13 protein-coding genes are annotated in these 21,691 nt (G+C 38.7%); 7 read left to right on the top strand and 6 right to left on the bottom strand.

The window, feature by feature from the left end; translation table 11 throughout:
- Positions 1-21 precede the first annotated feature (21 nt).
- From fucP to ASE74_RS07830, 7 genes are all read left to right on the top strand, one after another.
- Positions 22-1,314 (top strand): L-fucose:H+ symporter permease, encoded by a 1,293-nt coding sequence (gene fucP, locus ASE74_RS07860; protein ID WP_055906752.1) that lies wholly within the window; start codon positions 22-24, stop codon positions 1,312-1,314.
- 96 nt (positions 1,315-1,410) lie between these two features.
- Positions 1,411-4,815 carry a glycosyl hydrolase gene (locus ASE74_RS07855; RefSeq protein WP_055906749.1) on the top strand — a complete coding sequence of 1,135 codons (3,405 nt, stop codon included), beginning with the start codon at positions 1,411-1,413 and terminating at the stop codon, positions 4,813-4,815.
- Between the two features lie 3 nt (positions 4,816-4,818).
- The gene (locus ASE74_RS07850) at positions 4,819-6,849 is read left to right on the top strand and encodes a glycoside hydrolase family 127 protein (RefSeq protein ID WP_055906746.1); all 2,031 of its coding nucleotides are present in this window, start codon (positions 4,819-4,821) and stop codon (positions 6,847-6,849) included.
- A gap of 92 nt (positions 6,850-6,941) precedes the next feature.
- Positions 6,942-8,369: a sialate O-acetylesterase gene (locus ASE74_RS07845; protein WP_055906918.1), complete on the top strand. Its 1,428-nt coding sequence runs from the start codon at positions 6,942-6,944 to the stop codon at positions 8,367-8,369.
- Between the two features lies 1 nt (position 8,370).
- Complete coding sequence (locus ASE74_RS07840) at positions 8,371-10,737, top strand: DUF5703 domain-containing protein (RefSeq protein ID WP_235526031.1); 2,367 nt, start codon at positions 8,371-8,373, stop codon at positions 10,735-10,737.
- Between the two features lie 96 nt (positions 10,738-10,833).
- Positions 10,834-11,622, top strand: coding sequence for an SDR family oxidoreductase (locus tag ASE74_RS07835; protein WP_055906912.1), 789 nt, complete (start codon positions 10,834-10,836; stop codon positions 11,620-11,622).
- 74 nt (positions 11,623-11,696) lie between these two features.
- The gene (locus ASE74_RS07830; protein ID WP_055906743.1) at positions 11,697-12,713 is read left to right on the top strand and encodes a zinc-binding alcohol dehydrogenase family protein; all 1,017 of its coding nucleotides are present in this window, start codon (positions 11,697-11,699) and stop codon (positions 12,711-12,713) included.
- Between the two features lie 1,085 nt (positions 12,714-13,798).
- On the opposite strand, the gene ASE74_RS07825 is transcribed toward ASE74_RS07830, so the two are convergent.
- The 6 genes from ASE74_RS07825 to ASE74_RS07795 form a co-directional block, all read right to left on the bottom strand.
- Positions 13,799-15,036 (bottom strand): IS3 family transposase gene (locus ASE74_RS07825; RefSeq protein ID WP_369800141.1). Its coding sequence is split into 2 segments (ribosomal slippage): positions 13,799-14,694 and positions 14,694-15,036, totalling 1,239 coding nucleotides; the frame shifts between segments, so codons are not numbered across the junction.
- A gap of 102 nt (positions 15,037-15,138) precedes the next feature.
- The gene (gene araA / locus ASE74_RS07815; RefSeq protein ID WP_055906734.1) at positions 15,139-16,629 is read right to left on the bottom strand and encodes an L-arabinose isomerase; all 1,491 of its coding nucleotides are present in this window, start codon (positions 16,627-16,629) and stop codon (positions 15,139-15,141) included.
- Positions 16,630-17,015: 386 nt separating this feature from the next.
- Positions 17,016-17,717 carry an L-ribulose-5-phosphate 4-epimerase gene (locus ASE74_RS07810; RefSeq protein WP_055906731.1) on the bottom strand — a complete coding sequence of 234 codons (702 nt, stop codon included), beginning with the start codon at positions 17,715-17,717 and terminating at the stop codon, positions 17,016-17,018.
- On the bottom strand, positions 17,714-19,414 hold the full coding sequence (locus tag ASE74_RS07805; protein WP_055906728.1) for a ribulokinase: 1,701 nt from the start codon (positions 19,412-19,414) through the stop codon (positions 17,714-17,716). The genes ASE74_RS07810 and ASE74_RS07805 overlap by 4 nt, the downstream gene beginning before the upstream one ends.
- Positions 19,415-19,717: 303 nt before the next feature.
- Positions 19,718-20,800: a family 16 glycosylhydrolase gene (locus ASE74_RS07800; RefSeq protein ID WP_055906725.1), complete on the bottom strand. Its 1,083-nt coding sequence runs from the start codon at positions 20,798-20,800 to the stop codon at positions 19,718-19,720.
- A gap of 463 nt (positions 20,801-21,263) precedes the next feature.
- Positions 21,264-21,668, bottom strand: coding sequence for a VOC family protein (locus ASE74_RS07795; RefSeq protein WP_055906722.1), 405 nt, complete (start codon positions 21,666-21,668; stop codon positions 21,264-21,266).
- Between the last annotated feature and the right edge of the window lie 23 nt (positions 21,669-21,691).

Here is a 21,691-nt window from a genome sequence, read left to right as displayed (position 1 = left end):
TCAAACAAAAAACCAAATATAATGAACCACAGCACACAACCAGAAATTATAACCGAGGGCGATTCCTCATCAAGGAAGAAGTATTTATTGCCATTTATACTTGTAATCAGTTTGTTTTTCCTTTGGGGAATGGCACATAACCTCGATTCAATTCTGATTCCTCACCTAAAAAAAGCCTGTAATTTAAATAATAAACAATCAACCTTAATTGATACCTCTGTTTTCTTCGCTTATTTTCTAATGGCTATTCCAGCCGGAATAATTTTAAAAAAATGGGGATATAAAGCCACTATGATTGCTGGTTTATTGGCATTTGCTTTCGGTGCATTCCTATTTGTGCCTGCTGCAAATAATTTATCTTACATAACATTTTTGATAGCACTTTTTATTATTGGTTGTGGCTTAACCATGCTCGAAACTTCAGCAAATCCTTATGCAGCCGTATTGGGCGATCCTGCAAAGGCAACAAGCAGATTAAATTTAGCTGCATCTTTTAACGGATTGGCAGCAATGGTTGCCCCAATGATTGGTGGTTTATTTATCCTCTCGGGTAAATCTCACACAAAAGATGAACTGGCTGCTATGACCGACGTTAGCCGAAATAACTACTTCTTGGAAGAGGCTGCATCGGTGAAAACGCCCTATATTACACTAGGAATAGTGCTATTGGTTATCGCCGCGATATTCTACTTTATAAATCTTCCCGAAATTAAAACGAAAAGCATTGATGGTGAGGCAAAGGGAAGCTTTTTCGGTTCGTTACGCCACAAACATTTAAGATGGGCTGTTATAGCACAGTTTTTCTATGTGGGCGCACAGGTTTGCGTAACCAGTTTCTTTATTAGAATGGCGCAACAGGGAGGAGGTTTTGATGAAAAAACCGCTGCATCATACTTAGTAGTTTATGGATTTCTATTTACCGCAGGCCGTTTTGCCGGTACAGCGCTTTTGCAATTTATATCCTCTCATAAATTGCTCACCATTTATGCCGTTATATCAATTTTATTGTGTTTAGTGGCCATATTAGGTAAAGGTTCATATGTGGTTTATGCCTTGGGTGCAATAGGCTTTTTTATGTCGATTATGTTCCCGACCATTTTCGCATTAGGAATTGAGGGTATTGGAGACGATACCAAACCAGGTTCGTCATGGTTAATTATGTCTATTGTGGGTGGGGCTATTTTACCCTTTGGAATGGGAAGTTTAATCGATATGTATGGAGATAATATTCAGATCGGTTACAGCATTCCACTGGTGTGTTTTGTTATTATTCTTTATTTCGGTTTAAGAGGGTATAAAATAGCGCACAAATAATATCATCATTGAATAAGAGGAGCTAAAAGCAATCTATTCTCTAATAAAGATTATTTCGAGGGTTAAAAGCCCCTTGGTATTTAAAGAAAATTAAAAATGAAATTTAGGTTTAGCAAGATTTTAATATTCATGCTGTTGTGGAGCTTTTTTTTGGCTGTAAATGCTCATGCGCAACAGAATGAAAATGCTAAACCCTGGGTATTTTGGTATTGGGTTAAAGGTGCGGTTTCCAAAGCCGGCATCACAGCCGATCTTGAAGCTATGAAATCTAATGGTATTGGAGGAGCTTATTTAATGAGTATCCAGGGACCCGATAAAACGCCGGTTTATTCGCCACCTGCAGTTCAGTTAACACCCGAATGGTGGAAAATGGTTGAATTTGCCATGAGTGAGGCGAAAAGGTTAGATCTGAAATTAGGTATGCATGTGAGTGATGGTTTCGCCCTGGCCGGTGGACCTTGGATTACACCAGAACTTTCCATGCAAAAGATGGTATGGTCGAAGATAACTATCAATAATTCAAGCACTAAAATCACTTTACCTCAACCTGAATCAAAAGAAAATTATTATAAAGATATAGCAGTTTATGCGTATCCATCTCCCGTAGGGGAAAATATTTCTACCAGAACGGTTATCCCAAAAATTACAGCAAGCAATGGTGCTGATGCCACTGGTTTGGTTCAACCTGGCAATAAGAAAAACTTTGGTTCAAATGAACCATGCTACATCCAATATGAATTTGCCAAGCCTTTTACTTGCAAAACGATAACCATCAAAGTTAGTGGCAACAATTATCAGGCACAGCGTTTAGCCATCGAAACAAGTAATGACGGTAAAGTTTTCCGTTCGATTGGGAGGTTAGAACCACCTCGTCATGGATGGCAAGACACCGATGAAGATGTTACACACTCCATCAAGCCCACTACAGCCAAATTTTTCCGTTTTATTTATGATAAAAAAGGATCAGAACCAGGTTCAGAAGATCTGGATGCGGCTAAATGGAAGCCATCATTAAAACTGGTCAATTTGGAGCTATCATCCGAAGCGAAAATCAACCAATTTGAAGGTAAAAACGGATCAGTTTGGCGGGTAAGCAAAAGAAGTACTGACGCTGAAATTGCCAGGAATTTATGCGTACCGTTGAATAAAATTATTAATCTTTCCCGTAAATTAAATAAAGACGGGATTTTAAACTGGAAAGCACCGAAAGGCAATTGGACAATTTTGAGAATTGGCCATACTTCAACCGGACATACCAACGCAACCGGTGGCGGTGGAAAAGGATTGGAATGTGATAAATTTAATCCAGATGCAGTAAAATTACAATTCGAGAATTGGTATGGTGAAGCTTTAAAGCATGGTGGACCCGAAATCGCTAAAAAAGTTTTGAGTGTTTTCCATGTAGACAGTTGGGAGTGTGGCAGTCAGAATTGGTCGCCAGTGTTTAAAGCTGAATTTTTAAAACGTAGAGGTTACGATTTAACGCCTTATTTACCCATTATGACTGGGTTACCGGTAGAAAGTGCCGCAGTTTCTGAAAATTTCCTTTACGATGTAAGAAAAACCATTTCAGAATTGGTGGTTGATCAATTTTATAAAACTTTGGCGCAATTGGCCAAAGAAAAAGGAGTAATATTTACGGCCGAAAGTATTGCACCAACCATGATGAGTGATGGTTTAATGCATTACAAAACTGTCGACATTCCCATGGGTGAGTTTTGGTTAAACAGCCCTACACATGATAAACCGAACGATATGTTAGATGCCATTTCTGGCGCACATATTTATGGGAAAAACATAATTCAGGCCGAAGCTTTTACTACCGTCCGTATGGATTGGAACGAAAGTCCAGCCAATATGAAAACCTTACAGGATCGTAATTATGCCCTCGGAATCAATAAATTGGTATATCACGTTTTTACCCATAACCCCTGGACAGATCGGAAACCTGGAATGACTTTAGATGGCGTTGGCCTATATTTCCAACGCGACCAAACCTGGTGGAAAGCAGGAAAAGCATGGATAGAATATGCAGAACGTACTCAAAATTTACTACAACAAGGAAAACCAGTTGTAGATATAGCCGTTTTTACGGGTGAAGAATTACCCCGCCGTTCTGTTTTACCAGATCGTTTGGTTGAAACCTTACCCGGAATTTTTGGTGCAAAAGTAGTGGCGGCTGAAAAGAAACGCCTCGCAAATGTTGGTGAACCTTTACGGCAAATCCCATCCGGTGTAACCCATTCTGCAAACATGGCCGACCCTGAAAATTGGGTAAATCCGTTACGGGGCTATGCTTACGATAGTTTTAATCCTGATGTATTGAAAACAGCAAGCGTTAAAAATGGCAATGTTGTTTTCGAAAGTGGTGCATCTTATAAAATTTTGGTAATCCCAGGCAACATGAAAATGAATCCAAATTATCAGTATATGAGTTACGGCACTGTTAAAAAACTGCTGGAATTAATTAAAGCTGGAGCTAAAATAATTGTTGGAGATAAGCCTTTGTATCAAATTGGTTTACAGAAAGTTAGTGATACCAAATTTAATGCTATTGTAAATCAAATTTTGGATAAAAATATTGCGGTTAATTTTATCAAAAAGATTGCTCTAGGTACGGTTATTAAAGCTCCATACTATGGTGAGAATTTTGATAAAATAGGAGTTAAAAAAGATATTGAGATATATGACATTGTGCCAATTGAGGATGTTGAAATTCAACCTGCAAATAATATTGCCTATACACACAGAGTGAGTGAAAAAAAAGAAATTTACTTTATTTCAAACCAAGAAAATAAGGACAGAAACCTATATTTTTCATTTCGTGTAGCCAATAAAGTACCACAAGTTTATGATGCTGTTGCCGATAAGTTAACTGACATTAATAATTGGTCTAATGAAGGAGAGCGAACGGTCTTTACTTATAAAATCGCTCCTAACCAAAGTTTATTTTTTCTCTTCGAAAAGGAAACTCCTAAAACTCAATTTAATAGTGGCAACAACTGGTCAAGCTTCAAAACCATTCAGGATATTTCCAAATCCTGGCAAGCGAAATTCGATACGGATTATGCCGGGCCGTCAAAACCTGTCGTTTTTAATGAATTAACCGATTGGACGCTTAATGCCGATAGCCTGGTAAAATGTTATTCTGGCACAGCTATATATACTAAAAACTTCACCTTTAACGGAGATCTTAAAGCTAAAATCTGGCTTAATTTAGGAGAATTCTCCAGTATTGCAGAGGTTAAAATCAACGGTGTAAATTGTGGCACTTTGTGGACAGCCCCGCATCGCCTGGAAATTACCAAAGCATTAAAAAATGGTGAAAATCAAATTACCATCGAAGTAACCAATACCTGGGCCAACCGTTTAATTGGTGACAGCAAACTGCCAGAAAATAAAAGAATTACCAAAACAACTGCACCTTTCCGATTAGAAGGCAAACCTTTAAACCCTGCGGGATTGCTTGGACCGGTAGTAATACAAGTGGAGAAGAAATAAGATATGAGCATTTTAAAAATTAATTTATTAATTGTATTTTCTATAGTTTCGGTCTGTGTTAATGCACAGGATAAAGCTTTGGTAAATACATCAAAATCTCCATATGCCAAATTGCATAGTATCAATATGGCTGATGTAACCTGGACAAACGGTTTTTGGGCCGATCGTTTCAAGGTAGCTATAGAAACGATGGTGCCCAATATGTGGGCCATTTATAACGATCCAAAAATTAGCCATGCTTTTGAAAATTTCAGAATAGCTGCAGGATTAGATACCGGGTCTCATTCAGGGCCGTCTTTTCATGATGGCGATTATTACAAAACTTTAGAAGCTGTCGCTGTTTTATATGCTTCAACTAAAAATCCAAAGTTGAACGAAATGATGGACCAGGCCATTGCAGTAATTGGTAAATCGCAGCGTGAGGATGGATACATTTACACCAAAGCAATGATTGAGCAACGGAAAACCGGTTCAAAAAATCAATTTCAGGATCGCCTAAGCTTCGAATCATACAATATTGGCCATTTAATGACAGCCGGTTGCATTCATTACCGCGCTACAGGAAAAACAACTTTACTTAACATCGCTAAAAAAGCAACCGATTATTTATACAACTTTTATAAATCGGCCTCACCAACCTTGGCACGTAATGCCATTTGTCCATCCCATTATATGGGCGTGATAGAAATGTACCGCACCACAAAAGATCCCAGATATTTAGAACTTGCGAAACATTTAATTGCGATTAAAGGCAAAATCGATGATGGAACAGATGATAACCAGGATCGGATTCCGTTTTTGCAGCAAACCAAAGCCATGGGACATGCCGTAAGAGCAAATTATCTATACGCTGGTGTGGCCGATCTTTATGCCGAAACCGGGAAAGACTCCCTGTTAAATAGTTTAAATTTAATGTGGGATGATGTAAATCAGCACAAAATGTACATTACAGGTGGTTGTGGTTCACTTTATGACGGTATTTCACCAGATGGGACTTCTTACAATCCTGTAGATGTACAGAAAATTCATCAGGCTTTTGGTCGCGATTACCAGCTGCCCAATTTCACTGCTCATAATGAAACTTGCGCAAACATTGGCAACGTACTTTGGAACTGGCGCATGTTACAAATTACTGGTGATGCAAAATATGCCGATGTAATGGAATTGGCTTTGCACAATAGCGTTTTATCAGGGATAAGTTTGGATGGTAAGAATTTTTTATACTCCAATCCATTGGCGCAATCAAATTATTTACCTTTCAAACAGCGCTGGTCGAAAGATAGAGTGCCTTATATTGCATTATCAAACTGCTGTCCGCCGAATGTAGTACGCACCATTGCCGAAGTAAGCGATTATGCTTACAGTGTTTCTGATAAAGGGCTGTGGTTTAATTTGTATGGTGGAAATAAGTTAAGTACTCAATTAGTTGATGGCAGCAAAATTTCTTTAACAGAAGAAACAAATTATCCTTGGGATGGAAAGATAACAATCACCATAAAAGAGACCGCTAAAAAAGCTTATTCGATGTTTTTAAGGATTCCTTCATGGACAAATGGTGCAAAAATTACGATCAATGGGAAAACTGAAAATATTATAGCTAATTCTGGTACTTATGCGGAAATTAATCGTGTTTGGAAAAAGGGAGATGTAATAGAATTAAACCTTCCGATGGAGGCCACATTGATTGAGGCAAATCCTTTGGTAGAAGAAAACAGAAATCAGGTAGCTGTAAAACGTGGACCGATTGTGTATTGTCTGGAATCGACCGATCTGCCTGGAAAACGAATTTTTAATGCATTTATACCCACTTCAACGAAATTCGAGGCTAAAACTATCAATATTGATGGGGCTGAAATGATGAGCCTGATCGGTAAAGCAAAGATAGTAGAGCCGAACAGCTGGAACAATGTACTTTACCGCCCAATCGATCGTAAAAATGAAGAAACAACAATTAAACTGGTGCCGTATTTTGCCTGGGGCAACAGAGGACATTCAGAAATGTCGGTATGGTTGCCTGTAAGTAGATATTATTAAACGCGATCGTCATTTTGAATTTATTTCAGGGCCTTATTTGTGTATTTAGACTATAAAATAAATTCAGGGTGACGGCTATCAAAAAAACAAAAATGAAACTAAAACTCCTCATATTCTTAAACCTAGCATGCGGCCTTGTTGCATCTGCAACGGTTAAACCCGCATCAATTTTTACCAACCACATGGTGTTGCAACAACAAAGCAACGTAGCCATTTGGGGATGGGCAAAAGCCTCAGGTAAAGTAAAAATTAATACTTCCTGGAATAAACAAAGTTATACCGTTACCGCTGATCAAAGTGGTAAATGGAAAGTGAAAGTTTCAACGCCATCAGCTGGAGGCCCTTATGAAATTGAATTAAATGATGGTGAAAAACTTGTTTTAACCGATATTTTTATTGGAGAAGTTTGGTTTTGTGGCGGGCAATCAAACATGGAAATGCCCATGAAAGGTTTTAAAAGCCAGCCAATAATCGGTTCAAATGAGGCAATCCTAAAATCATCAAATAAAAATATCAGGCTATATACGGTTCCTCGTTCTTCAGTTATCGAACGACAAGAAAATAGCAAGCCATCAGATTGGAAATTGGCTGCGCCAGAAACTGTATCTAATTTTAGCGCTACAGCCTATTATTTCGGTTCATTATTGAGCGAAATGTTAAATGTGCCTATCGGAATCATTAACGACAGTTACGGCGGTTCAACTATTGAGGCATGGATGTCGCCGGAAGATTTAAAACCTTTTGCTGAAATCAAAATTCCAATAAAAGGAGATAGTATAAAAGAAGTGAGCCGTACACCAACCACCCTAAACAATGGTATGCTCTACCCGGTTATTGGTTATGGCATAAAAGGGGCGATCTGGTACCAGGGCGAATCAAATTACGACCGTCCTGATCGTTACGAAGATTTATTTCCAGCGATGGTTTCCTCATGGCGAAAAAACTGGGAAAATGGCGAATTTCCTTTTTATTATGCCCAAATTGCACCTTATAATTACAATTTCTCATCATTGGCCAAAGGAAGTAAAAATAATAATTCTGCATACCTGAGAGATGCACAACGTAAATCCTTAACTAAAATACCGAATTCCGGAATGGCTGTTTTATTGGATATCGGCGAAGAAAAATCAATCCATCCAGCAAATAAAAAACAAGGCGGACAAAGACTGGCTTACCTTGCTTTGGCACAAACTTATGGCATTAAAGGTTTTGGTTTTGCAAGTCCGAATTACGAATCATTAACAATTGAAAAGAATACAGCTATAGTCAAATTTCAAAATGTGCCGAATGGCTTAACTTCATTTGGTAAAGAACTGTCTTTATTCGAAATTGCAGGTACCGATCAAAAGTTTTACCCCGCAAAAGCAGCGATAAAAGGAAGTAGTATAGTGGTTTCGGCCCCCGAAGTTAAAGTTCCTGTTGCGGTTCGGTATGCATTTAAAGATTTTGTAATCGGCGACTTATTTGGAAACGATGGCCTACCAGTTTCTTCTTTTCGTACTGATAATTGGAATAACTAATATGATTTTAACCAACAAGACGCAAATAACAAGTTTTTTGGCTAAGCACATTAATATTCTTACAGGTATTAATTGGACAAATAACATAAACTTAAAAAAACCAGCCATTTTTCTGGTGTTCTTCGTCTCTTTGTGGTTATCCCCAAATGCTTTTTCACAAGAAAAAGATAACGTCATCTGGGCTTCACAAAGTAATACCTCCTCCGAATCCATGCCCGTAGGAGGTGGCGATATTGGCTTAAATCTTTGGGTAGAAAAGGGGGAGGTATACCTCTACTTATCGCGTAGCGGAACATTCGATGAAAACAATACTTTGCTTAAACTGGGGCGCGTAAAACTTAATTTAATTCCAAATCCATTCGAAGGAAAATCATTCAAACAAGAATTGATTTTAAAAGATGGTTATGCGCAGATTTCAGGTGAAAATGGAAACTTAAATGCTCAAATTAAAGTCTGGGTTGATGTTTTTAATCCCGTAATCCACCTTAATGTTAAATCCAATCAAAAAATTACAACCGAAGCAAGTTATGAAAGCTGGCGTTTTGAAGACCGAATCACAAAAGGCAAAGAAAATAACCAAAATTCGTATAAATGGGCACCGCAGGGCATTGTAAAAACATATAAAGATGAAATAGCTTTTAAAAACAATACAATTCAATTCTATCACCAAAATAAACCTGAAACAGTATTTGATATTGTTGTAAAGCAACAAGGGTTGGAAGAAAGAAAGGCTGAATTATTTAATCCTTTGAAAAATCTAATTTTCGGAGGCTTAATGGAAGGCCATAATATGGTACCCGCCGGAAACTATACCGGAATATACTTAAATACACCTTTTAAAGCCTGGAAATTAAGAAGTAAAACACCTTCAACTTCAAATCAGATTGCGATTACACTCAATACTTTAAACACGCCATCAATTGCTGAATGGGAAAAGGGCTTGAATGCTGTAAATTGCAAAAATGACCAAAAAGCCAGTATAAAATGGTGGAATGATTACTTTAAAAAGAGTTTCATTTACATCAATGCTAAAGATGAGACAGCAAATCAAGCAGCAAAAAACTATCAATTGTTCCGCTATATGTTAGGCTGCAATGCCTTTGGCAAATACCCAACAAAGTTTAATGGCGGTCTTTTCACTTTCGACCCTCAGTTAACCGACACCACGTTAAAATACACACCCGATTTTAGAAACTGGGGCGGTGGAACGCATACCGCTCAAAACCAACGCCTGGTATATTGGCCCATGCTAAAAAGCGGGGATATCGACCTGATGAAGCCTCAATTTGATTTTTATCTGAATTTATTGAAAAATGCAGAAATTAGAACCGAAGCTGCCTGGGGGCACAAGGGCGCAAGTTTTACCGAGCAATTAGAAAATTTCGGCTTACCAAACCCTGCTGAGTATGGTTGGAAACGCCCTGCCGATTTTAATAAAGGCATGGAATACAATGCCTGGTTGGAATACGAGTGGGATACCGTTTTGGAGTTTTGTATGATGATTTTGGAAACCGAAAGCTATGGCGGCAAAAATATTGATAAATACCTCCCTTTAATTGAAAGTTCACTTACTTTTTTTAAAGAACATTACACTTATTTGGCCAAGCAAAGAGGGGCAAAAGCTTTAGATGCAGATGGTCATTTGGTTTTATACCCAGGTTCAGGGGCAGAAACTTATAAAATGGCTTACAATTCTACCTCTACAGTTGCGGCTTTGAAAACGGTTTTAGAAAGATTGATTGAACAACCTTCTTTATCTGAAGCTAAGAAAACGGAGTGGAAAGCCATGCTGAAAACCATTCCGCCAATAAGTTTCAGGGCATTCGACGGACATAGCACCATTTCGCCAGCAAAACTCTGGGAACGCATTAATAATACTGAAAGTCCGCAATTGTACCCAGTATTTCCTTGGGGCATGTATGGGATAGGGAAGCCCGGTTTAGATACCGCGATTAATACTTTTAAATATGATACCGATGTGCTTAAATTCCGAAGTCATGTTGGATGGAAACAGGGTAATATATTTGCGGCAAGGCTCGGTTTAACAGAAGATGCTGCGAAATTAACTACTGCTAAACTAAAAGATTCAGGGAGAAGGTTTCCTGCATTTTGGGGGCCAGGTTTCGACTGGACTCCAGACCACAATTGGGGCGGATCAGGCATGATCGGTTTACAGGAAATGCTGATGCAGGTTGATGGAAAGAAAATATATCTGTTTCCAGCATGGCCAAAAGATTGGGATGTTCATTTCAAACTTTATGCGCCATATCAAACCACCGTTGAAGGCAGCTTAAAGAATGGAAAATTGATAGATTTAAAAGTATTGCCGGCATCAAGGAAAGCGGATATAATAAATATGATTAACTAAACGGTATCGTTATCCCTGAACTTTCTTCAGGACCTAATCAGCATGAAAAATCGCAGAATTGAATTTAGCGGAGACGAAACAATAAAAAATAAAAAAATGGATTTACAATTAAAAGAAAAAGTGATCATCATCACTGGTGCTGCAAAGGGCATTGGCAGAAGTATTGCAGAAGTTTTTGCAAAGGAAAATGCAATTGCAGTAATCGTAGGTAGAAAAGCAGAAGACAATCAAAAAGTAGTTGATGAAATTGCCGCAAATGGAGGAAAAGCAGCGCAATTTGTAGCGGAGCTTTCAAACCCTGACGATTGCGAATCAGTTGTGAAGGATATCGTGGCCAAATTTGGCAAAATCGACGGTTTAGTGAATAATGCAGGCGTTAATGATGGCGTAGGCTTAGAAAGAGGAAATTATAAAGATTTTATGGCCTCATTGCATAAAAATGTAGTGCATTATTATTTGATGGCACACCATGCACTGCCCGAATTAATTAAAAGCAAAGGTGCAATTGTAAACATCACTTCTAAAACTGCAGAAACCGGACAAGGAAATACCTCGGCCTATGCTGCTGCAAATGGAGGTAGAAATGCCTTAACAAGAGAATGGGCCGTAGAGTTGCTTAAATATGGCATTCGTGTAAATGCAGTAGTGGTTGCCGAATGTTGGACACCCGCTTACGAAACCTGGATTGAAACTTTGGATAACGCGGAAGAGAAACTAAAAGAAATTACTTCTAAGATTCCATTGGAAAATAGAATGACAACCGCTGAGGAAATTGCAAATATGACGGCCTTTTTAATGTCGAATAAATCAAGCCATACCACCGGACAGATTATTCATGTTGATGGCGGTTATGTACATTTAGACCGAGCTTTGGCAAACGCATAGCGAGTTTTCAGTTAACAGTTCCCAATTTACAGTTAACCGATAAAACCAATTTTATACAATTAACCTTCATTAAAATGAAAACCCTTACCTGTACAACACCCGGAACTTTCGAATATTCAGAAACATCAAAACCTGAGCTTAAAAAGGACAATGCGATTATAAAAATTAAAAGAATCGGCATTTGCGGAACCGATTTACATGCCTTTGAAGGTACTCAACCTTTCTTTAATTACCCAAGAGTGTTAGGTCACGAATTATCTGGCGAATTGGTTGAAGCCGATGGAGCCACTGGTTTCAAAATAGGAGAGGCTGTTACCTTTATTCCATACTTTAATTGTGGCGAATGTATTGCCTGCCGGATGAATAAACCCAACTGCTGTGTTAAAATGCAAGTTTGTGGGGTACATGTAGATGGTGGTATGCGCGAATATCTACAGGTTCCATCAAAAACACTTTTACATGGCGAAGGCTTGAGTTATGATGAACTGGCTTTAGTAGAACCTTTAGCCATCGGGGCGCATGGTGTTCGCAGGGCAAATGTACAGCCTGGAGAATTTGTACTGGTTATCGGTGCCGGTCCAATTGGTTTAGGTACGATGGAATTCGCCCGAATTGCAGGAGCAAATGTAATCGCTTTGGATATTAATGAAGACCGTTTGGCATTCTGTAAAGATAAATTGAAAGTTGCACATGTAGTTAATGCATTATCACCTGACGTAACACAGCAACTTAGCAAAATTACCAATGGCGATATGCCAACGGTAGTAATTGATGCTACAGGTAATCAAAAAGCAATCAATAACGCCATAAATTACATGGCTCATGGCGCACGGTTTGTTTTAATCGGACTTCAGAAAGGGGATTTAATTTTTAATCATCCTGAGTTTCATAAGCGTGAATCGACATTAATGAGCAGCAGGAATGCTACCATTGAAGATTTCGAGCATGTAATTAAATCGATGAAAGCTGGTTTGGTTAATCCCACCAATTACATTACGCACCAGGTAAAATTTGAAGAAGTGAAAGATAAGTTTGAAAGCTGGTTAGATCCAAAAAATGGGGTGATTAAAGCAATGGTTAGTATGAACTGACATGATCTATCTAATTCTAACACGGTCTTCATTCCTGCGTAGGCGGAAATTTTAAAGCGCTTGCCGACTTTATCAGCAAAATACCTATAAGTGATATTTTAGTTACGCGCCCTCCTAAACTTGTTTCAGGATCTATCCTGCTAGGCACTCCTAAAAAGATCCTGAAACAAGTTCAGGAAGACGATCGCATAAAAAGTAATCGTCCTTGTTTGTAACGAGGATGCATGAAAATGGCGATTGTATCGCCTTCAGCAATTAAACTTCATTATTTATACAAATACTTAATAATGAACAAGTTATTATAGATAAAGTAAGATCCTGAAACAAGTTCAGGAAGACGATGCATAAAAAGTAATCGTCCTCGTTTGTAACGAGGATGCATGAAAATAGCGATTGTATCGCCTTCAGCAAATAAACTTCATTATTTATACAAATACCTAATAATGAATAAGTCATAATATGTGAATTAAGATCCTGAACAAGTTCAGGAGGACGATGCATAAAAAGTAATCGTCCTCGTTTGTAACGAGGATGCACGAAAATGGCGATTGTATCGCCTAAAGCAATCAGCTTTATCATTTGTACAAATACTTAATTATGAATAAGTTATTATATTTAAAGTAGGATCCTGAAACAAGTTCAGGAGGACGATCGCAATAATCGTCCTCGTTTGTAACGAGGATGCACGAAAATGGTGATTGTATCGCCTAAAGCAATTTAGCTTTATGATTTGCACAAATACTTAATAATGAATAAGTTATTGTATGCAAAGTAAGATCCTGAAACAAGTTCAGGAAGACGATCGCAATAATCGTCCTCGTTTGTAACGAGGATGCACGAAAATGGCGATTGTATCGCCTAAAGCAATTCAGATTTATAATTTTTACAAATACTTAATAATAAATAAGTTATTTCATGTGAATTAAGATCCTGAAACAAGTTCAGGAGGACGATCTCAGGGAAGTACGATCAAAGGCGAGGACGATCGCAGCGAATGAGGATCAAAAGCTAGAACGATCACAGGGAATACGATCAATAATGAGGAATATTGACTAATCCTAAAATAGATTGACACTTATTTAAGGTCAAATATAATCCTTGTTGAGTAATATCGGCAAGGATTTTTTGTATACCTGATCGGGTGTTTTGTAACCTAATGAGAGGTGTGGCCTTCTGGTATTGTAAAGACCTATTGCTTCTCGGATTAATGTCCTGGCCTGATCAATGTTTTTGGGTTTGACGATAATGAACTCATACTTGAGAATCCCGTTTATCCGTTCTGCCAAAGCATTTTGATAGCAATCGTATCCATCGGTCATGGATGGAAGGATTCCGTTGCTGGATAGTATCTCCTGATATTGCGAAGAACAATACTGTAGTCCCCGGTCAGAATGGTGAATCAGTTCCTGAGTAGTTGTACGTCCTTTTATTGCCATCTTCAATGCTACCGACACCCCGTCGGTATGGAGGCTTTCATGCAGGTGATAACCAACTATCTTCCTGGAGAATGCATCTGTAACCAAGCTTAAGTAGCCCGTTTTTTCTGCCGTATCGATGTAGGTTATATCACTAACCCAGAATTCATCTGCACGAACGGCCTTGCGGTTTTTATATAAGTTAGGGTGTTTATGTAACCAATGTTTTGAGTTTGTTGTCTTTTGATAGGAACGTCTCGGCTTAATCAGCAAATGCTCCGAACGCAGAAAGGCGAACAACCCATCCCTACCTATCTTAATCCCTTTATCAACAAATACCCCCTTAAGCTGATGGTACAGTTTTCTAGTGCCTAGTCTGGGTAAACTCATGCGTTCTTGCACAACAGCAAGTTTAACTTGTTGCAGTTTCTTAAGCCTTATGTTGGCACGCTGTTCCCGCTGATAATATCCCTGGCGACTGATCCCAAACAATCTGCAGGCCTTTAAAAGGCTTACTTTTCCTTGGCTTTTGAGCCTTTGGACTGCTTGGGTAAAGGCTTTTTTGGCAAAGGGATGCCGTGTTCCTTTTGCAGGATATCAAACATGGTTGTATAGATCAGGTTCCGGTCCTGTTCATTTTTTAAAGCTGTTTCAAGTTGCTTGATTCGTTGCTCCGGGGTAAGTTCTTTATCTTTATCCATGCTATACTGTTTTGGAAGGGTCCAATCTAAGTTACCATGTTTTCTTAACCAAACCAAAACAGTGCTCCGCCCCTGGATACCGTAATGTTGCTGGGCTTTTTTATAAGTGAGCTCGCCTTTTTCAACCTGTTGAACAACCTGCAATTTAAAGGCAAGGCTGTAATCGCGCTGACTGCGCCTGATGATCTTTTTGCTGTGTTTTTTCATAATAAGTCAACTTGTGTGTCAACTTATTTTAGGACGGGACATATGTAATAAAAAAGCCGATAATCGTTTAATTATCGGCTTTTTTATCGAACATCGTTAAAACTATTTATAAAAAACCTCGTTCCAATGCAATTCATTCCTGAATTGATTGATCTTGGTATCAGCACCAATATTTACATATTCTAAACCAGCAATATTGGCAAAATCCAATAAATGTTCAGTAGTTAAATTCTGACTATAAGCAGTATGATGTGCACCACCAGCATAAATCCATGCGGCACAACCGGTTTTCATATCAGGGAGTGGTTTCCACAATACACGGGCTACCGGTAAGTTTGGTAAATCATGTTCAGCCTCAACAGCTTTTACTTCATTTACCAATAAACGGAAACGGTTGCCCATATCAATTAAAGATGCGTTTAATGCATCGCCACCAGCAACATTAAAAACTAAACGTGCAGGATCTGCCTTTCCTCCAATACCCAATGGATGTACCTCTAAACTGGCTTTTCCACTCGCCAATGAAGCATCAACCTCAAGCATATGTGAACCTAAAACCATCGAATTTGCCGGGTCGAAATGATAGGTATAATCTTCCATAAAAGCATTGCCGCCTGCTAAACCTGCGCCCATTACCTTACAGGCACGTACTAAAGCTGCAGTTTTCCAATCGCCTTCACCTGCAAAACCATAACCATCGGCCATTAAACGCTGTGCTGCAATCCCAGGTAATTGAATCATACCATGTAAATCTTCAAACGTATCAGAGAAACCCTTAAAGCCTCCATCTGTCAAGAATTTTCTTAAACCCAATTCAATTTTGGCGGCCTCGTAAACAGATGAATGTCTGGCACCGCCAACTTTTAAATCGTCGGCCATTTCGTAAGTAGCTTCATATTCTTTCAATAATGTTTGAATCGAATCTTCACTTATTCCATTAATAACGGCTACTAAATCACCTATCCCATAAGTATTTACGGCAAAACCAAATTTCATTTCAGCTTCTACTTTATCACCATCTGTAACCGCAACATAACGCATATTATCGCCAAAACGGGCAAATTTAGCCCCTTGCCAATCGTGCCAGCCAGCAGCGGCCCTACACCAGGTATCAATCTGTTTAGCCACTTCTTCATCCTGCCAATGGCCTACAACCACTTTACGATCTTTACGCATACGCGAAACCATAAAACCAAACTCACGGTCGCCATGCGCACTTTGGTTCAGGTTCATGAAATCCATATCAATGGTATTCCATGGAATATCACGGTTAAATTGCGTATGTAAGTGCAATAATGGTTTTTGCAAAACATTTAAACCCCTGATCCACATTTTAGCAGGAGAGAAGGTGTGCATCCAGGTAATTACTCCAATACAATTTTCATCAATATTGGCTTGTTGCAAGGTCTCGAAAATCTCTTCGGTTGTTTTTACAATTGGCTTGTACACTACCGAAACAGAAATACTTCCATTCTGGTTCAACGAATCGACCACTTGTTGTGCGTGTTCTGCTACTTGTTTTAAGGTTTCTTCACCGTACAAATGTTGAGTACCCGTTATAAACCAAACTTGTAATTTTTTTAAATCAATCATTACTATTTATGTTATTTTTAATTTATTCAATGCCATGGTCTGTGTCCTCACAGACCATTATGTATATCTTTTAAAGCCTACCACTCTTCTTCCTCGGTCTGTATCCTTAAAGACCATTATTCATATTCTTTTTTTGAAAAGCAAGGTTCTGTATTTCATCGGTTAGGGTAGTCCTGCTTTCCGTTTTATTCACCCACCTGCGGTTGGGTTCATGCCCACTCCAATCAGGTTTAATTTACTTAGGTAAACCTTACCATGTTAAACCCGCCCCCGCTTCTGCCGATTGAAAAAATCGGCAGAAGCGGGGGCGGGGCTTTCGTTTCCTAAGCACCACTGCAATTGCTTTCCAAAACCCTTAATTCAATTTATGCAACCGAACTCAAAACTCACTTCTGTCCATAATAAGCACCATCACCATGTTTACGCTCGTAATGTTTCTCTATTAACGAATCTTTCAGCTTCGGTGCCTGCGGGTTAATCTGCTCGGTTAACAAAGCCATTTGCGCTACAGTTTCCAAAACGGCACTATTGTAAACTGCTTTCTCAGCCGTTTTTCCCCAGGTAAAAGGAGCGTGGTTCCCTACCAAAATCATTTCTACTTCTTGATAACTTAAACCTAAACTTTCAAAATGTGTTATAATCTGGAAACCCGTTTCGTACTCGTAATTTCCTTTGATCATTTCATCGGCCATTGGTGGTGCACATGGAATATCAACTGTTAAATGGTCGGCATGGGTTGTTCCAAATATTGGAATTGCCCTTTGTGCCTGTGCCCATGCTGTACCGTAAGTAGAATGTGTATGCACAATTCCACCAATTTCTTCCCAATGTTTATATAAAACGGCATGGGTTTTTGTATCTGATGATGGGCGGAGATTCCCTTCAATGGTATTTCCGTCAAAATCTACAATGACCATTTTCTCTGGCGATAAATCCTCATAAGGTACACCACTAGGTTTAATGGCAAAAACACCCTTCGACCGATCTGCAGCACTCACATTTCCGAAGGTAAAAAGTACCAAACCCAATTTTGGCAACTGCATATTGGCCTGGTAAGCCTGTTCTTTTATATCTTGATAGGTGCTCATGATAGATAAGGTTTTACATCTTTTTTATTGTATTTTTCCAGGTATCTGCCTAATCCCAAATATTGTTGGTAATGCTGGCGGTAAAGTTTCTGCTTTTTAATGTTAGGTTTATATTCTTTCTCAAATCCAGTTCCCATGGCCGCCATTGCTGCTTCGATGTTTGGATACAAACCGGCTGCTACCGCTGCAAACATCGCAGCACCTAAAGCACAGGTATGTTCAAAACGGTGAATTCTGATTGGCATTTCCAATACATCAGCCATCATTTGCATAATATAGGCCGATTTTTTAGCTACACCACCAATACCAATAATGCCTTTAACGGGCACACCTTGCTCTTTAAAACGATCTACAATAGCTTTGGCACCAAAACATGTTGCGGCAGCCAATGCACGAAAGAAACGTGGAGCGTCGGTTCCTAAACCCAAACCCGTAATTGCGCCTTTAAGTTCCTGATTTGCATCTGGTGTTCTGCGTCCGTTTAACCAGTCTATTGCCAGCTCAGCATAATCGCCATCGGGTAAGGCAACAGCTTCGGTACTTAACTTTGCAATTATTTTCCCTTCCAATTCTGTCTTTAATGCCAGAGCAGTAGCATCATCAATCACTTTAGATTCGGCAAGTAAATGATTTAGAGGCCAACTGATTAAATTCTTAAACCATGCATAAACATCACCAAAAGCAGATTGACCAGCTTCTAAACCAGCCATACCTGGAATTACAGAGCCATTTACCTGCCCGCAGATACCATTAATTAATTTTCCGTGTAAATCCTGGTTCGGTGCCACCAGGATATCGCAGGTACTCGTACCCATTACCTTACTGAGGTAATAGGGCTCAATTTGCCCGCCAACAGCACCCATGTGTGCATCAAATGCACCAACGCCAACTATTACATCTTTACTTAAGCCGAGTTTTGTTGCCCATTCTTCACTTAAGGTACCAGCAGCAATATCAGAAGTATAAGTATCGTTAAATAATTTTTCTCTAAATCCAGCTAAAAGTGGATCAAGGCTGCTAAAAAAATCTTCGGGAGGTAAACCGTTAAATTCTTCGGCCCATAAGGCTTTATGCCCAGCGGCACAACGGCTGCGTTTCATTTCCTTAATGTCGTTTCCACCACAAAGTAAAAATGGGATCCAGTCGCAATGTTCAACCCATGATGCTGCACCTTTTTTAATAGTAGAATCTATCCTTAAAATGTGTAATAATTTAGCCCAAAACCATTCAGACGAGTAAATTCCGCCCACGTATTTAAGGTAATTGGTGCTGAACTTTGTAGCGTGTTCATTAATCTCGGCTGCTTCTTTAACCGATGTATGATCTTTCCACAGCACAAACATAGCATTTGGATTTTCCTCAAAATCTTTAGTCAATGCAAGGGGAGTACCTGTTGCATCAACTGCCACAGGACTAGAACCTGTTGTATCAACTGAAATCCCTTTTACCAGGTGTGCAATTTCTGCTCCACCGGCTTTTTCAAGGCAATCTTTTATCGTGTGGGTTAAACCTTCAATATAATCTAAGGGGTGTTGGCGAAACTGATTTACAGCGGGCTTACAATATAAACCTTTCTGCCATCGTGGATAGAGGAAAACAGATGAGGCAATCTCGTTTCCGTTTGCGGTATCGACTAGAACAGACCGGACAGAATCCGTCCCGTAATCTACTCCAATTACATAATTTGCTGTGCTCATAACAATAAATAAATGTCTAATTAACGTTTATTTATTTGAATTAAAAAATTTAATTGATTTTTTAATCCGAAAGCTTGATTGTAAGTGAATATAGCATAGATAAGTTTGATTTATAATATTCATCAATATATAGTATGGATGTGTTTTTTCGGGAAGAATGTAACCAAGTTTGCTGATCCTAAATAATTATATAATTCTTAGCAGTGAATTCAATTTTGCGAAGTAAATCATAGCCCAAATAAATCGCCGTAGAGAAAGATGCGGCACTGATATGTTCCGTGCCGCATCTTAATATGTACTAATTTAATTTGCGCTTACCTTTATAGAAGAAATATTATCATCAAAGTTTTCATCTGATAAGCAAGTGTTATCGGCAGTAAGTGTTATTGATGGCCCTGTAAAATTGTCGCCCTGATAAAGCTGTATTTTAATACCCGAAGGAACAGAAATAGAAGATATGGCATCGTTTGTTACACCAAGAGCAGCCAACTGTGCGGTAGTATAATTTCCTATCGGGAGTTGTTTTGCCCAGCCTTTATACTGGCATTCTTGAAATACGGATGCTTTTCTGGTTTTGTAAACCCTTACCCAGTCAATATCCATAAAATCAGGGTAGGTTCCTGTAAAACGATCTCCACCAAATCCGGTAATTTCCTGACTAAAAATAAGGTATTCGCTTGTATGAGATATAGCAGTACTGGTGCGCCATCTTTCCACGCCATCTACATAAAATATATAAGCCGAAGATGTCCATTCCACACCAAAAGTATGAAAGCCATATTGAAGTCCGCTTATGGTTTCCAATGATCCAATAGTTTGATGATCAGCACCATATCCATTCCAATGAAGGTTATGCCGGGCAATATTAGCTCCATTAGCCATATGGTGCTCAAAAACATCAATTTCAGTTCCAGAAACACCTGGATCATTTGTATTACCATAGGTGGGTGATTGTATCCAAAAAGAACAATGCGGACCAACTGTTCGGTTTACAAGCACACGGCATTCAAAATAACCGTATTTCTGTAAAAACGAATTCTGTGTCGAAATCTGACTAGCGGTAAAGCTATCACCGTTTCTTTTTGCCGCTAACCTTAAAATGCCTGCTCCGCTTACTGCATACGATACATTTGAACGCAGAATGGTTGCATATCCTCTAACCGTATTTTCGGCCCTGTAGTTCCAGCGGGCATTAAGTGGACCAACGCCATCAAAATTATCTTCCAATGTTAACGTGTAATCATCAAGGTTAACGGAGTTGGCAGTTAGTTCGGTTTGTGCCTTTGCCGAAATCTTTTCTGTGGTTGAAATGGTTTTTTCCTGATTGCTCTTTTTACAACCGAACAAACATGCTCCGATTAGGAGTGTAGATAGAAATTTTTTCATATTGGTAATTGATTTATAAGTGGTTATCCAAATCTACCGAACATGAAATTTACCGTAGGGGTAATATTATAAAGAAATAGGGGGATTATTCTAAATAATAACTTTTATTTTATGCTCATCCATTTTAAGAAACAATTGAAAAAATCGTGTTGGAAATTCTCAATTGTACACTTAAATACAAGCTGCTTTTTTCCGTATCGAATAAGAAATGAATACTATGACTTATGATAGGGAAAAAAAAACTGTTTTTAAAACAAAATGAAGATCAATTGATCTTCATTTTTCTATAATCCAGCTAGGATTTGCACCTAGTGTGGGGGGCGCTTAAAATGGACAAACAACTGATGCTAAACAATTTAAGCTTCCCTTAATAGCCAACCAATATTCGAATTTTTTGAGATAGGTGAGGACCCACTATCCCAAAATTAAAATATAAAACAGAATAAGGTATTGGCATATGCTACTAATTCTTGAATTTTTTAATTGCTTCGGTAAAAACAGGAGTGAAAAAATTTACGAGGTTACCGTCCGGGTCACGTAACAATAGGGATTTATTTCCCCAGGGCATTATTGTAGGCATTTGCACAATGTAAGGTTGAAGAAAGTCGGCTAGCCTTTGATATTCACTATCTACATCCTCAACCATAAATTCTATGATTGCCGTTCTGTTTTGGGCAGCTTTTGCAACTTCGCCACCTCCAAAAAACTGTAAGGTTCTTGTACTTCCTATTGCAAGTGTTGCTGACTTGGTTTTTATTTCTGCAAAATCATCAGTGTGTTGTAATACTGGCATCTTTGTCAATCGCTCATAAAAGTTAACTAGCAATTTGACGTCTTCAGTAATAATTCTAATCGAAATTAAATTCATAATCCTAATTTTTGTGTAATCGT

Origin of the sequence: Pedobacter sp. Leaf216, from assembly GCF_001421515.1 — a bacterium.
Taxonomy (GTDB): domain Bacteria; phylum Bacteroidota; class Bacteroidia; order Sphingobacteriales; family Sphingobacteriaceae; genus Pedobacter.
This window is presented reverse-complemented; position numbering and strand designations above follow the sequence as displayed.